We start from the raw sequence: 14,012 nt of genomic DNA, 5'->3' as shown, positions 1-14,012 counted from the left end.
TCGATCGAAGGTAGAGGTCGATATTTGAGGTAGTCAAGTAAACAATTGATAATGTCAAGCATTCTGAGTAGGCTCGGGGCATGAGCGAGACCGCCACACACGCCCCCACGAAGGTCCAGCTGCTGGAGCTGCTCGCCGCCATCGGCACCGCCCAGTGGCGCGAGTTCGCCGCGGCCGCGGCCCAGCACGGCCTCACCCCCACCCAGGCCCGGGTGCTCGCCCAGCTGGACGGCCCGGTGCCCATGCGGGGCCTCGCTGTCCTGCTGGTCTGCGATGCGTCCAACGTGACGGGCATCGTGGACCGGCTGGAGGCCCGCGAGCTGGTGCGCCGGGAGCCCGATCCTGCGGACCGGCGCGTCAAGAACGTGGTGGCGACGGAGGCGGGCCGACAGGTCATCCGCCGTGTACGGGAGGAGATGCAGGCGGCGCACGGGGCGCTCGACACCCTCGACGAGGCCGAGAGCGCCACGCTGTACGGCCTGCTGGCCCGCCTGCGCCCGTCGATGGAGAAGGGCTAGTCTCGACCTCCGTGGACACCCTTCAGACGATCGACGACGTGCCCGTCCTGATGTGCGGGGCCGAGGGCGAGACCATCGCGGGTGAACGCGAGGCCCTGGACTGCATCGGCAACGCCTCGTACCAGGGCGCCGAATGGGCCGTCATCCCCGTCGAACGCTTCGACGAGTCGTTCTTCCGGCTGAGCACCCGGGTCGCGGGCGACATCATCCAGAAGTTCGTCCAGTACCGGGTGGGTGTCGTCGTCCTCGGCGACATCTCGCGTCATACGGCGGCCAGTGCGGCGCTGCGGGACTTCGTCCGGGAGTGCAACCGGGGCCGCCAGACGTGGTTCCTCGCCGACACCGAGGAACTGCGCGAGCGGCTGACCAGGGCCGGTACCGGGGCCGGGGCGTGAACGGCGGCGGCGACGTCCGCGTCCTGCGCGCGGCCGGCCGCCCCGCCACGGTGTGGAAGAACGGCGGGGGAGTCACCCGGGAGATCGCCGCGTGGCCCGTCGGGGCCGGCACGGATTCCTTCCGCTGGCGGGCGAGCCTGGCCGAGGTGGCCGGGGACGGCCCCTTCTCGGCCTTCCCCGGCATCGACCGCACCCTCACGCTCGCCGAGGGCACGGGCATGGACCTCGTGGTGGGCGGCGTGCACCGGCTCGTGGACGAACGCTTCGCGCCGCAGGACTTCGCGGGGGACGAGCCGACCGACTGCCGGCTCATCTCCGGCCCGGTCGTGAACTTCAACGTGATGTACCGCCGCGGCGCGGCGACGGCGGAGACCGCCGTCGTCCGGGGCCGGCTCACCGTGGCCGCCGAACCCGGCGAGACCCTGCTGGTGGTCGCCCTGGACGGCGCGGCGGCGCTCGATGCCGCGTGGGGCCCGGGCCATGCGCTGGGCCAGTACGACGCCGCCCTGGTCCGGGGAGCTTTCACCGGCCTCGTCCGCACCGACGGACGCGCCGCCGTGGTGCGACTGCGCTGAGCGCTGTCCCGTAATCCCCGGCGGGCGCACGACGACAGTTACGGCACGGGACTGCGGCGCCCCAGGGGGCGTCTCGCCGACATGCCGGGCTCGCGGCTCAGCGGACGCCGAGCTTGATCCACTTCGCGGTGCTGGGCACGCCCTTCGCGTCGAGCAGGAAGAGCATGTAGTAGCCGGGCGGGGCGTCGGCCGCGCCGGGCGGGGTCCGCAGCCCGATCCGGTCGTCCCGGACGCCGGTGAGCCGCAGGTCCAAGTGCCGCTGGCTGGTGTTCACCGAGTGGGTGACGGTGGTCGGGGCCAGTAGGACGGCGCGCTTGACGTCCTTCGCCGTCGAGCTGGACACCTGGAAGACCGCGTCGTACCGGAGGTCGCCCGCCGGGACCCGGTCGAGAGCCGGACGGGCGCCCCGGTGCAGGTAGGCCGGCTCGTACAGTTCGATGCTGCCGTCCATCCCGTCCTTGATGTCGGGGTCGTTGGCGATCTGCTGGAGTTCGTCGCCGGTGACCATCATCCGGCCGTCCGGGAGGACCAGGGCATTGGAGTGGTAGCCGCGCGGCAGCCGTTGGGCGGGTCCCAGCCGCCAGTGGCCCCGCGCGTCGCGCACCTCGATCTGCCGGTACTTCAGGTCCGCCTCCGGATTGAACGGGCCGTGGCCGTAGTCCCGGGTGTCCAGGGCGCCGTTCACCGTCAGCAGCGTGCCGTCCGGCAGGATCAGGGTGCCGTCCTGGGTCCGGCCGAAGGCCCTCGGCTCCTCGGTGGTCCAGCGCCCGCCGGACAGCCGGTAGGTGTGCGGGTCGCGCGGATCGCCGCCGAGGACCAGGACGGAGTCAGGACCCCGGAAGCCGGCCGGCAGTGGCACGGCCGAGCCGTAGCCGCGGAAGTCGGCGGGCCGCCGCGGCAGGTCGCTGCGTACGTCCCTGACCGGGTCGAAGAGCCACTGCTGGTCGGCGTCGCGGCCGAGGCCGTAGATCATCCCGTCGCGCAGCGAGAAGAGGTGCGGGTAGTCGTTGCGGAAGGGGGCGTCCGCGCGGAGGGGCTCGGCGGGGACGCCGGCCGGGATGTCGTACGGCCGCCAGGGCACGCGGTGTCCGAGCGCGGGGAAGCGCTCGACCACCGGGGTGGGGGTGCCCGTGCCGCGTTCCGACTGGCCGGACATGATGATCTGCCGGCCGTCGGCCCCGGTCACGACGGAGGGGTACCAGCGGCCGACGGCCATGTCGCGGTTGCGGAACCACTTCTCGGTCCACGGGTCGAAGACGAAGGACAGCTTGGCGCCGCTGCCGCCCTTGCCGCCAACGTTGCCGCCGAAGACCCCGACCATCCCGTTGGGCAGGTACGAGTGCCCGGCGCAGAAGAACGGCGCGGGGCGGGGGGAGTAGGTGCCGTCGGGCATCAGCACCACCGGCGGCGGCACGTTCTTGAAGGCCCGGGCCCCGGTCCCCCGGGCGGGGTCCCAGAGCCACGCGCGGCCGGCGTTGGCCCGGCCCACGGTGTTCGTCGGCCCGGTCTCCTTCGTGGGGTCGGCCTCGACGCGTTCGAAGGAGAACAGCAGGACCTTGCCCGTGGGCAGCAGGGCCAGGTGGACGCCGAAGTCGGGTGACGGGAAGAACTGCGCGAAGCGGCCGAAGCGGGCCGCGTCGAAACCGGCGTTGGCCTCGCGCTGGGACTTCTCCAGCGCGGCCAGGCCGGCCGTCCGCTTCGCCTGCGGATACCCCTGGGTGCCCTTGGCGGCTTGGCGCAGCCGGGCGTGGGCGCGTGCGTGGTCCTCGCCGAGCACGGCGGCCTCGTCGCCGGCGTGGTGGACCGCGGCACGCGCCGGTGCGGGCCCGGCCGCCGGTACGGCCAGGGCCGCGGCGAGGGCCAGCACCGACAGGACGGCGGACCGGGACGCGAGGGACATGGGACTCCTCACCGCAGGCGGGCCCGCGCCGAGGCCGGCGCCGGAGCCCGCTGATGACTTGAAGGAACCCGGCGATATTAGGACAAAGCGAAAGCCTGGGCAGGTGTGACCGGCCCGATCGCCGCTTTCTGGAGGTGTCTTGGGGCCGTTCGGCCGGTCGATATGAGGTGATTTATCGTTTCTGCGGTGAATCGTGTCGACCGTCAAGGTGAGACCGCGCACCCGTCGGCCGGTGCCGCCCCCGGCGGACCGCTATCCATGTCGGTGTGATCAAGTCGCTCCGTACCGGATTCACCGCAGCCGCCGTGACCGCAACGCTCGTCACGCTCAGCCCCTCCGCGGGGGCCTCCGCATCGGCCTCGGCCCCCGTCGACCGGGTGACCGTGGACGTCGCCACGGTCAACGGATCGGGCTGCCGTCCCGGCAGTGCCGCCGTCGCCGTGTCACCCGACAACTCGGCCTTCACCGTCACCTACAGCGAGTACCTGGCCCAGGCCGGCGGCGGCGTCCCCGCCGTCGAGGGCCGCAAGAACTGTCTGCTGTCCCTCGTCGTGCACGTCCCGCAGGGCTACACCTACGCCATCGCGCAGGTCGACTACCGGGGCTTCGGAAGCCTCCAGCCGGGCGCGATCGGCACGCAGAAGGCCAGCTACTACTTCCAGGGCATGAGCCAGACCGCCTACCGGACCCACCGGTTCGACGGCGCCCTCGACGACAACTGGCAGGCCACCGACACCACCGGCATCGAGGCCCTGGCCTGGTCGCCCTGCGGCGAGCAGCGCAACTTCAACATCAACACCGAACTGCGTACGGAGGTGGGCACCTCCGACCCGTCGAAGACCAGCTTCATGGCCCTCGACTCCACGGACGGGAGCATCAACAGCGTCTACCACTTCTCCTGGAAGCAGTGCCCCGCGCGCTGACCGGGCGGGACCGGGGCCCGCGCCCGTCGCGCGGGCCCCGCGTCAGGCCGACGCGCGCCGCACCAGAGCCGTCTCGGTTATCACCGGACCCGGCACGTTCCGGCCCTCGCGGCCGTCGCCCAGCCGCTCCATCAGCAGCCGCGCCATCATCCGCCCCATGCCCTCGACGTCCTGACGCACCGTCGTCAGCGGCGGGTCGGCGCTCTCCGCCACCGGCTCGGCGTCGTCGAAGCCCACCACCGCCACGTCACCGGGCACCGTCCGGCCGCGCTCCCGCAGCACGCGCAGCGCACCGGTCGCCATCAGGTCGTTGCCGGCGAACACCGCGTCGATCGAGGGGTCCCGGTCCAGCAGTTCGGCCATGGCGTGCGCCCCGCCCGCCGCGGTGAAGTCCCCCACGGCGACCAGCTCGGGCCCGGCGGCGGGCAGCACGTCGTGGTAGCCGCTCAGCCGGTCGGCCGCCGAAGTCTGGTCGAGCGGGCCGCAGATGTGCGCGATCCGCTGCCGCCCCTGCGCCAGCAGGTGCCGTACGGCCTCCCGGGCGCCCTCGCGGTTGTCCGCGTCGACGTACGTCACCCTGTCCGGCTCGCCGGGCCCGGAGGTCCAGCCGGGGCGGCCGCCGTAGACCATGGGCATGCCGAGGCGGCGGGCGATGGCGGGCAGCGGATCATCGGTGTGCAGGGAGAAGGCGAGCGCCCCGTCGACGTGGCCGCCGGCCAGGTAGCGCTCGATGCGGTCGTAGTCGCAGTGGTCCTCCACCAGCAGCAGCACCAGCTGGGTGTCGTGTGCGGTCAACTCCTTGCTGATGCCGCGTATCTGACGGGAGAAGAAGGGGTCCGAGAAGACCCGGGCCTCGGGCTCGGGGATGATCACCGCGACGGCGCCGGTGCGCCGGGTGACCAGCGTGCGCGCCGCGTGGTTCGGGATGTAACCCAGTTCCTGGATCGCCGTCTGCACCCGGTCGGCCAGATGCGGGCGGACCCCGTCGCCGCCGTTGACCACGCGGGAGACCGTGGCCCTCGACACGCCCGCGAGCGCCGCGACGGCCTCCAGAGTGGGGCGGCTGCCGGAACGCGGTTCGGGCACGTGATTTCCTCCATGGTCAACGGGCGGGCCCGGCACGATCCGAAAGAGTCGGCCCGGCCGAACAGAAGGGTAACGGGTGATCACCGCAAGGCGTCAGGAGGGCAGCGGTGTGTGGTCCGCCGGCACGCTCTCCTCGGCGGAGACCGGCGCGGGCGGGGTGCCGTCGCCGAAGGGCCGGCCGCCGAGCGCCTCGCGGCCGTGGGGTTCGAGCCAGCCGGACAGGTCCGGGCCGGCCGGCACGATCCCGGTCGGGTTGATGTCGTCGTGGACCAGGTAGTAGTGCCGCTTGATGTGGTCGAAGTCCACGGTGTCGCCGAAGCCGGGCGTCTGGAACAGGTCCCGCGCGTACGCCCACAGCACCGGCGTCTCGGACAGCTTCCGCCGGTTGCACTTGAAGTGGCCGTGGTAGACGGCGTCGAAGCGCACCAGGGTGGTGAACAGCCGGACGTCCGCCTCGGTGATGGTGTCGCCCACCAGGTAGCGGGACGCCGCGAGCCGCTCGGCGAGCCGGTCCAGGCGCGCGAACAGACGCTCGTACGCCGACGCGTAGGCCTCCGGGGACCCGGCGAAACCGGCTCGGTAGATGCCGTTGTTCACCTCCTCGTAGACCACCTCGTTCACGGCGTCGATCTCCGGCCGCAGCGCCGGCGGGTAGAGGTCGGGGGCTCCCTCACGGTGGTACGCCGTCCACTCCAGCGACAGGTCGAGCGTGATCCGCGCGAAGTCGTTGGTGACCACCTGCCCGGTCGGCACGTCGACGATCGCCGGCACCGTGATGCCCCGGTCGTAGTCGGGGTCGCGGGCGAGGTAGGCCTCCTGGAGCCGCTCGATGCCGAGCACGGGGTCGCGGCCGCCCGGGTCCAGGTCGAACGTCCAGCTGCGGTCGTCGTGCGTCGGGCCCGCCACCGCCATCGGCAGCGCCTCCTCCAGACCGAGGAGCCGCCGTACGACGACGGCCCGGCTCGCCCACGGGCAGGCCCGGGCCACCACCAGCCGGTAGCGGCCGGGCTCCACGGGGAACCCGTCGCGCCCGTCGGCGGTGATCCGGGTGGTGAGGTAGCGGCTGTCCCGCGCGTACCCCTTGCCGGGGCTCACGTACCTCATGCCCGCCCCTACATGTGGGACTGGCCGTAGTAGTGGCCGAACCGGTCCATGAAGTTCGGCTCGCCGGCGTACTTGGCCTCGTCGTAGTCGGGCGCGTTCTTGATCTGTTCCTTGGTCAGGCCGAGGTAGACCTTCTCCTCGGCCGTGTCGATGCGTTCGATGGTGCCCGCCGGCAGGAGGACGTGCTTGCCGAAGATCCAGACGCCCGTGTCGACGACGATGTGGGAGGCCCGGAAGTCGGCGGAGTGCTTGTCGACCTTGCCGATGTGGCCGTCGGTGGCCTCGACCTTGTAGCCGACGAGATCGATGCCGCTGTGGTGGCCGGCGTCCTCGTGGTAGCCCCAGATGTCCTTCTCGGTCACGGCTCTCGCCTCTCTGTACCCGTACGTGTGCCGGTGCCTGCGCCCGCCCCGGGAGCCGGACGGGAGTGGCACTCAGGCACCTCCCCGCAAAAGACCGGCTCACGCCCAGGATGCCGGAGCGGTCGCGCTCCCGCACGGGCCCGGCCCGCCACGGCCCGCGCATGCGGTGCGGCGGCCCGGGTAGGCGCTCCGCAGGCCCGCAGGCCCGCAGGCCCGCAGGCCCGACCGGCGGGACAGCCCATCGCCCTCCGCAGAGAGGAGCCGACACGATGACGCAGCAGGCACCGGCGGAGAAGAACGCCGACCGCAGAGCCGAACGGCGAGGTGAGGGCGCTCGTGTCGTGGTCGTCGGCGCCACGGGGAACGTCGGGACCAGTGTCGTCCTCGCCCTCGCCGAGGACCCCTCCGTCGAGTCCGTGCTCGGCCTGGCCCGCAGGATGCCCCTGTGGCGGCCGCCGAAGACGCACTGGCACGCCGTGAACGTGGAACCGGGCGGCGGGGACCTGGCCGCGCTCTTCACCGGGGCCGACGCCGTCATCCACCTCGCGTGGAAGTTCCAGCCCACCCACCACCCCGCCGAGACCTGGCGCACCAACGTCCTGGGCAGCATCCGCGTCTTCGAAGCCGTGGCCGCCGCGGGCGTGCCCGCCCTCGTGCACGCGTCGTCGGTCGGCGCCTACTCACCGGGACCGAAGGACCGCACGGTCGACGAGTCCTGGCCCACCCACGGCTGGCCGCAGGCCGCCTACACCCGGGAGAAGGCCTATCTCGAACGGGTCCTCGACACCTACGAACGGGCCCACCCCGACATCCGGGTCGTGCGGATGCGGCCGGGCTTCCTCTTCAAGCGGCAGTCCGCCTCCGAGCAGCGCCGCATCTTCGCGGGCCGGCTGCTCCCGAGCCGGTTCCTGCGCCCCGATCTGCTCCCCGCCGTGCCCGACCTGGCCGGGCTGCGCTTCCAGGCCCTGCACACCGACGACGCGGCCGCCGCCTACCGGGCCGCCGCCGCCCTCCCGGTCCGGGGGCCCTTCAACCTGGCGGCCGATCCGCCGCTGGACGCGGAGGTCCTCTCCGGCGTCCTCGACGCCCGCAGCCTGCCCGTGCCGACGGCCCCCGTGCGGGCCGCACTCGCCGCGGCGTGGCGGCTGCACCTGGTCCCGGCATCACCTGACCTGTTCGACGCCGTCCTGCGGCTCCCGCTGATGGACTCCACCCGGGCGCGGCGCGAGCTGTCCTGGGAACCCCGGCACACCTCGGTCCAGGCCATCGAGGAGTTCCTCGAGGGCCTCCGTACGGGCGCGGGCATGGACACCGCCCCGCTCGCCTCGGACCCGGAGCCCACCCGCCGCTTCGCCCGGTCCCGCGGGCGGATCTGAGACGCCGGGGTCAAGGCCGGGGCCGGCCGGGGCCGGGCCGGCGGGCCGGTCAGGTCGGATCGGTCGGAATCGGGCCGAGCCGCTCAGGTCGGGCCGGTCCTCGGCAGGCCGCGAAGGTGGCCGCGGCGCCACACGGCCTGCGCGGCGTGGGGTGTCGCGGCCCGGCCGCGCGCCTCCCGGGCGAAGAGCTGTGACGCACAGGCGCTGCGCATGGCCTCCAGGGCGCGGATCTGCTGCTCGGACCGCCCGATGAGCTCCTCGACCAGGGAGACGTCGATACGGGGGTCGGTGCGCGCCAGGCTCCGCAGCGACCGCCAGCAGGCCGCCTTGCCCTCCACGCCCAGGCGCATCGCTTCGAGTTCCAGGACGTCGCTGAGCGGGGACCGGGACAGGACGCGGCCGTTCAGTTTGAGCCGGCCCGCCTTCTCCGCGATCCGGCCGAAGGCGGCCCTGGTCCGCATGACGGGCACGTCGAGATCGGCCATCAGGGTGAGCAGGCTCCGCCGGTCCTGGGCCACCTGCTCGCCCAGCGACTCCAGCGAGGTGCCGAGGGCGCCGCCCCGATGGGCCTCTGCGGCCCGGCGGAGCAGCTCGACGACACCGTTCGCGCCCGTCAGGTGGTCATTGAGGTAGATGGCCAGGAACGTGGGCGCGCGGCCCGTGGGCGGCCTGAGGTTCCGGTTCACGCCGGCCTCCTCAGGGCGCTCGCCGGGGGGTGGCCGGCCGGTCGTCGTCCGGCCCCGTCCAGCGGGTGTCCGGTCCGGGCCCGCCGGATTCCACCGGCCGGTCGAGGCGGCTCGCCTCATCCGTGTCCGCGGCCCGGGTGGTCCCCTCGTCCTTGCGCGCCTTCCGGGCACGCGGCCCGGCGTGCGGAGCCCGGCGTCGGGCTTCGTCGTCGTCGTGGTGCAGCGGTACTCCGCCTGCGCCGCCCTGGTCGTCCATGGCAGTTCCTTCCGTCTCTTCTCACACGCTTGCGGTCGTCATCGCCAGGCTGTCGACCACGTCGCTCAGCCTTCCGCGCCGGAGATGGGCGGCGCGCTGTCGGTCCGCCCCGCCGCCCTCTGAGCGCAGCCGGTCGAGCAGGGTGTCCACCAGGTGGAGGTCGCCGGCCGCGGCCAGTCCCGGAGCGGCTCGCTCGCGCAGCAGATCCACCATGTCCCACACCGGCACACGGGCTCCGCCGACCGGATCGAGGCCTTCGCCGCTCAGCCCGTGCACGGCGGCGAGCCGGTGGGCCTCCCGCAGCCGCCCGCACTCCAGGAACGGTGGTGGCCTGCCCTCCTCGCCCTCGGGCAGCAGTACGCCGGCGAGCCCGCGGACGAGCGCGGCCAGCAGGACGACGGTGTCGAGGCGGGCGTTCACGTCGGCGACGCGGATCTCCAGCGTCGGCACGTGCTCGGACGGGCGGGCGTACCAGTAGATCATCCGCCGGTCCAGCAGGGCCCCGCACTGCACCAGGTCGTGGGCGATGCGCTCGTACGAGGCCTCGTCGAGGAAGGGAGCGGGGCCCACCGTGGGCCAGCGGGCGTGTTCCACCGCCCGCCAGCTGGCATGGCCGGTGTCCCTGCCCCGGTCGAAGGGGGAATTGGCGCTGAGGGCCTGGAGGGTGGGCAGCCAGGGCCGGATCCGGTTGGCCAGGTCCAGGGCCTCCGCCCGGGAGGCCACGCCGATGTGGACATGGCAGCCGCAGACCGGCTGGTCGTAGCCCCCCACGGCCGACGCGAAGCGGACCGCCATCCGCCGGTAGCGTTCGTCCGGGGTGATCGTCAGCGGGTGCTCCGGCGGTATCACCGCGGTGCCGGTGCCGACGAGCAGGCAGTCCTGCGCATCCGCCGCCCGGACCAGCTCGGCCCGCAGCCACGCCAGCTCGGCCCGCAGCACGGCCGTGCTCGACGTCGGACTCGTGCACGACTCGACCTGGGCGGTGAAGAACTCCGCCTGGACCAGCGGACCGAGTTTGCCCGAAGCCGCCTCGATGACCCGTGCCGCGCGGCCCACCGGGGCCCTGCTGCGGCGGTCGACGAGCAGGAACTCCTCCTCCACGCCCATGGTCGGCACGACGGCCGCGGCGCAGCTGCCGCTTCCCCGTCCGAAGGGCGCAACCGTCCGGCTCCCGCGACGGGGCGCCGACGTGGACACGGCCAGAGACATCGGGGGTCCTTTCGGTGAGGGTGGCCCGCCGGCAACCGGTTGCGACCGGCCGGCCGAGGCGGTGTTGCCGTCCTTCCAGGCCCTCCTCCTGTGCTTCACCTACCCGCCGGATCCCCCCTCACTCAGGGGCACCGGCCACAGCTGGAACTCCGGCTAGAACTCCGGAATGAATGGGAGGTAGTCCGCGTCCGGACCGGACGGGAGGACCGCGTAGCTGCTCTCGGGGAGCTCGTTCCACACTCCTGGCAGGTCGCCGAGCGGCTCGGAGACCACGATGCGGGTGTCGTCGGACACCTCCCTGAGGTAGTCGATCTCCGGGTAGAGGTGCCGGACCGTGTCGGCCCTGCTGCTGTAGTAGAGGGAGCGCGACTTCCCCTGGCTGGAGTACCGGAAGGCCCAGACGCGCTCGCCGTCGCTCACCGCCACCGTCATCTGCAGCGGCTCCGCCACGCCGTGCTCCTTGCCGAGCCGCTCCACGAGTCCCGCCATCCTCGCCACCGCACCCGGAACGTCCTGGTCGAGCCCGTAGGTGACCGCGAGGTAGAACATCACCTCGGAGTCCGTGGACCCCTCGATGCACGAGAACAGGGCCGGGTCGACGGCCATGCACAGATCGCGCTGGAGCCGGGCGAAGTCCCCGATCGCCCCGTTGTGCATCCACAGCCAGCGACCGTGCCGGAACGGGTGGCAGTTCGTCTGCTGGACGGCCGAACCGGTCGAGGCCCGGACGTGCGCGAAGAACAGGGGCGAGCGGACGTGCGCGGCCAGCTCCTGGAGGTTCCGGTTGTTCCAGGCGGGGCCGATGTCACGGAAGACCGCGGGCGTGCCGTTTCCGTCCGCGCTGTACCAGCCGAGCCCGAAACCGTCGCCGTTGGTCGATTCCACGCCCATCCGGGAACGGAGGCTCTGGTTGATCAGCGAGTGCTCGGGGCGGTAGAGCACGGTGTCGAGCAGGACGGGCGTACCCGAGTAGGCGAGCCACCGACACATGCGCACCATCCCTTTCGCCGCTTGCTCCGAGGGTAACTCCGCGGGCCGTGCCCTTCCCGCGGGGTCGCGGGCGCTCCGGGCCCGCAGTCGGGCGCGTACCCCGCCACCGCCGTGCCATCCTCAAGATATGACGCACGACGTCGTGCCTCCCGACGAAGGTGCCTCACCCGAGGTACTGGCGTTGGCCAAGGTGGTGGCCAGGCTGCGAGCGGAAATCGCGGACCTGCAGGGCATCGCCGCGTCCACCGCCGTCGTGGAGCGCGCCAAGGGCGTGCTGATGGCCCGGACGGGTACATCCGCCGACGCGGCCTACGAGACGCTGCTCGCGCGCGGGACCCGGTGGGGCAGGACCCTCATGGAGGAGTGCTGGCTCACCCTGGGCCAGGTCCGGTCCAGGCCGACGCCCGCGCCCGCCACGTCGGCCGCGGGCGGGACAGGGCGGCGGGAACCGGCGGAGCCGGCCACCGGGACCGGGACCGGGAGCGACGCCGTCGCCGCGCCGGCCGACGACTGCCTGCGCGCACTGCTGCCCCGGCTGGCCGAGGGCCTCGCCGAGACGGACTGCGAGGACGGCATCGCGGAGCTGCTGCGCGTCGTTCTGGGCGCGCCGCTGGGCGTGGACGGCGTGATGATCTACACCGTGACGTCCACCGGCAGCCTGGAGCTGACGGGCCACGCGGGCATCACCGGGTCACTGGCCGATCAATGGCGCCACGTTCCCCCGCTCAGCGGCGTCGCCGCCCTCGAAGCCATTGCCGCGGGGCAGGCCGTATGGCTGGAGGACCCGGCGGCGGACGCCCGCCGCTACCTGCTGATCGGTGAGGCCGCCGGACAGTGGCCGTCCCGCGCCTGGATCCCCGTACCGACCGGTGGACGCGTGCGGAGCGCCGTCGGCTTCTTGCGGAACCGTCCGGGCCCCTTCGACCCCGACACCCGTACCGTGCTGCGCCGGGCCGTCCGGCTGTGCGCAGCCCCGCTGCGCAACGGCGGGCCCGCCGACGCGGGCGCGGCGGCCGTTGCCGTCCCCGACGTCGCATCCGTCCAGACGGTCCTGGACGCGCTGTCCGGGCCCGCGGTGCTGCTCACCCCGCTGCGGTCGCCGACGGGGGAGATCGAGGACTACCGGATCGACGCGGCCACGCCGGAATCCGTGGACGTGGGGGGACGCCGGGGCAAGGAACTCGTGGGTCGACGGGTCCTGGAGACGTACCCCACCGTGGCCGGCACCGCGCTGTGGGAAGGCTACGAGGACACCCTGGCCACCGGGGCCGTGTACGAGGGCGAGCCCTTCACCTATCACGAAGTGGGTGCCGGGTTCCCCCAGGAGTCCGTGTACTCGGTCCGGGCGACGCGGCTGGGAGGGCGCCTGATCGTCTCCTGGGTCCGCCACGACATCAGTGAGCGCGAAGCCCGAAGGCTGACCGACATGCAGCGCCTGGGCAACCTGGGCTGGGCCGGCTGGCAGCTGACGACGGGCGAGGTCGTCTGGTCCGACCAGGTCTACGCCATTTTCGAGCGGGATCCCGCGCTGGGCCCGATCGGGCTGGAGGAGCTGGCCCAGTACGTCCTGCCCGATGACCGCACGCGCACGGCCGCGGTCGTCCACCGGCTGCTGCGACTGGGGCAGCGGGCCGTAGACCACCCGTTCCGGATCACCACGGCCGAGGGCGTCCGGCACGTACGGATGGTCGTCGAGGCCCGCGCGGACGTCGGCGGGAGCCCGGTCGAGGTGCACGGGTTCTTCCAGGACGTCACCGCGCTGCGCGACGCGGAACTCGCCCTGCGCGAGAGCGAGCGGGCCGTCCTGGTCCAGTCCGGCATGCTGCAGGCCGAGCGCGCGCTCGCCGCCCGGCTCCAGGCGACCCTGCTGCCGATACCGGGGCAGTCGGTGGAGCTCGCGGGGCTGTGCGTCGACGTGGCCTACGTCCCGTCGGACAGCGGAGTGAACGTCGGAGGCGACTGGTACAGCGCCGTCGAACTGCCCGACAGGAGTGCCCTCTTCGTCGTCGGGGACGTGGCCGGCCACGGCCTGCCGGCCGTCGGGACCATGGCCCAGCTGAGGTTCACCGCCAAGGGCATGGCCACCACCGGATCGGCCCTCATCGAGGTCCTGCGCCGGCTCAACCATCTGCTGCTGCACTCGGATTCGGAGCCGTCCGCCACCGCGACCATGGTCATCGGCCGCTACCAGCCGGACGTTCGCCGCCTGACCTGGGCGCGGGCCGGACACCTGCCGCCGCTGCTGATCCGGGACGGCCGGGCCGATTTCCTGCCCCAGCCCGACGGCTGCCTCCTGGGCGCCGCCCGCGACTCCGTGTACGGACAGGCCGTCATCGACCTCCGGCCCGGTGACCACCTCCTGCTCTACACCGACGGGCTCGTGGAGCAGCCGGGCGAGGACATAGACCTCGGACTGGGCCGCCTGGCCGAAACCGCCCTGCGGCTGCTGCGGGACGGCGTGGACGGCGAGCTCGCCCGCACACTGGCGGCGCAGCGGGCGGGCAACCTCGACGACATCTGTGTAGTGGACATACACGTCCCGGACGACGCCGAGTGAGGTACGGCGTCGTCCGGGACGTGGTGCTCGGACGTGGTGCTCAGGGGGTGTCCGGTGGTGGTTCCAGGTGTCGAC

Annotated in this window: 14 protein-coding genes; 6 read left to right on the top strand and 8 right to left on the bottom strand. The window is 73.0% G+C overall.

Annotation, left to right across the window (positions count from 1 at the left end):
- Positions 1 to 80 precede the first annotated feature (80 nt).
- The 3 genes from AB0F82_RS04235 to AB0F82_RS04225 are packed head-to-tail and all read left to right on the top strand — an operon-like array spanning position 81 to position 1,488.
- Positions 81 to 518, top strand: coding sequence for a MarR family winged helix-turn-helix transcriptional regulator (locus AB0F82_RS04235; RefSeq protein ID WP_356815832.1), 438 nt, complete (start codon positions 81 to 83; stop codon positions 516 to 518).
- An 11-nt stretch (positions 519 to 529) separates the two neighbouring features.
- Positions 530 to 913, top strand: a complete 384-nt coding sequence (locus tag AB0F82_RS04230; protein ID WP_356815834.1) for a DUF4180 domain-containing protein — start codon at positions 530 to 532, stop codon at positions 911 to 913.
- Positions 910 to 1,488, top strand: coding sequence for a HutD/Ves family protein (locus tag AB0F82_RS04225; protein WP_362623805.1), 579 nt, complete (start codon positions 910 to 912; stop codon positions 1,486 to 1,488). Before AB0F82_RS04230 ends, AB0F82_RS04225 begins: the two co-directional genes overlap by 4 nt.
- A gap of 97 nt (positions 1,489 to 1,585) precedes the next feature.
- Here AB0F82_RS04225 and AB0F82_RS04220 read toward each other — a convergent pair whose 3' ends face one another.
- Positions 1,586 to 3,388 carry a galactose oxidase-like domain-containing protein gene (locus AB0F82_RS04220; RefSeq protein ID WP_362623800.1) on the bottom strand — a complete coding sequence of 601 codons (1,803 nt, stop codon included), beginning with the start codon at positions 3,386 to 3,388 and terminating at the stop codon, positions 1,586 to 1,588.
- Between the two features lie 266 nt (positions 3,389 to 3,654).
- Here AB0F82_RS04220 and AB0F82_RS04215 point away from each other — a divergent pair, with 266 nt between their 5' ends.
- The gene (locus AB0F82_RS04215) at positions 3,655 to 4,311 is read left to right on the top strand and encodes a DUF4360 domain-containing protein (RefSeq protein ID WP_436842031.1); all 657 of its coding nucleotides are present in this window, start codon (positions 3,655 to 3,657) and stop codon (positions 4,309 to 4,311) included.
- A 42-nt stretch (positions 4,312 to 4,353) separates the two neighbouring features.
- On the opposite strand, the gene AB0F82_RS04210 is transcribed toward AB0F82_RS04215, so the two are convergent.
- From AB0F82_RS04210 to AB0F82_RS04200, 3 genes are all read right to left on the bottom strand, one after another.
- Positions 4,354 to 5,397 (bottom strand): LacI family DNA-binding transcriptional regulator, encoded by a 1,044-nt coding sequence (locus AB0F82_RS04210; RefSeq protein WP_362623794.1) that lies wholly within the window; start codon positions 5,395 to 5,397, stop codon positions 4,354 to 4,356.
- Between the two features lie 93 nt (positions 5,398 to 5,490).
- Complete coding sequence (locus AB0F82_RS04205) at positions 5,491 to 6,501, bottom strand: glutathione S-transferase family protein (RefSeq protein ID WP_362623791.1); 1,011 nt, start codon at positions 6,499 to 6,501, stop codon at positions 5,491 to 5,493.
- Between the two features lie 8 nt (positions 6,502 to 6,509).
- On the bottom strand, positions 6,510 to 6,863 hold the full coding sequence (locus tag AB0F82_RS04200; RefSeq protein ID WP_356815843.1) for a PRC-barrel domain containing protein: 354 nt from the start codon (positions 6,861 to 6,863) through the stop codon (positions 6,510 to 6,512).
- 269 nt (positions 6,864 to 7,132) lie between these two features.
- On the opposite strand from AB0F82_RS04200, the gene AB0F82_RS04195 reads away from it, so the two are divergent.
- On the top strand, positions 7,133 to 8,239 hold the full coding sequence (locus tag AB0F82_RS04195; RefSeq protein WP_362623788.1) for an NAD-dependent epimerase/dehydratase family protein: 1,107 nt from the start codon (positions 7,133 to 7,135) through the stop codon (positions 8,237 to 8,239).
- A gap of 83 nt (positions 8,240 to 8,322) precedes the next feature.
- On the opposite strand, the gene AB0F82_RS04190 is transcribed toward AB0F82_RS04195, so the two are convergent.
- The 4 genes from AB0F82_RS04190 to AB0F82_RS04175 form a co-directional block, all read right to left on the bottom strand.
- Complete coding sequence (locus AB0F82_RS04190; RefSeq protein WP_362623785.1) at positions 8,323 to 8,925, bottom strand: hypothetical protein; 603 nt, start codon at positions 8,923 to 8,925, stop codon at positions 8,323 to 8,325.
- A gap of 10 nt (positions 8,926 to 8,935) precedes the next feature.
- Entirely contained in the window at positions 8,936 to 9,181 is a 246-nt protein-coding gene (locus AB0F82_RS04185) for a hypothetical protein (protein WP_356815968.1), read from the bottom strand.
- A 21-nt stretch (positions 9,182 to 9,202) separates the two neighbouring features.
- Positions 9,203 to 10,390 carry a carboxylate-amine ligase gene (locus AB0F82_RS04180; RefSeq protein ID WP_362623782.1) on the bottom strand — a complete coding sequence of 396 codons (1,188 nt, stop codon included), beginning with the start codon at positions 10,388 to 10,390 and terminating at the stop codon, positions 9,203 to 9,205.
- A 153-nt stretch (positions 10,391 to 10,543) separates the two neighbouring features.
- The gene (locus AB0F82_RS04175) at positions 10,544 to 11,380 is read right to left on the bottom strand and encodes a class II glutamine amidotransferase (protein ID WP_356815970.1); all 837 of its coding nucleotides are present in this window, start codon (positions 11,378 to 11,380) and stop codon (positions 10,544 to 10,546) included.
- Positions 11,381 to 11,507: 127 nt separating this feature from the next.
- Here AB0F82_RS04175 and AB0F82_RS04170 point away from each other — a divergent pair, with 127 nt between their 5' ends.
- Positions 11,508 to 13,937, top strand: coding sequence for a SpoIIE family protein phosphatase (locus AB0F82_RS04170; protein ID WP_362623779.1), 2,430 nt, complete (start codon positions 11,508 to 11,510; stop codon positions 13,935 to 13,937).
- Positions 13,938 to 14,012 lie beyond the last annotated feature (75 nt).

This window comes from Streptomyces virginiae, from assembly GCF_040638905.1.
Lineage (GTDB): Bacteria > Actinomycetota > Actinomycetes > Streptomycetales > Streptomycetaceae > Streptomyces > Streptomyces virginiae_B.
The sequence above is the reverse complement of the archived record's forward strand: the minus strand, read 5'-3'. Positions and strand labels throughout refer to the sequence as shown.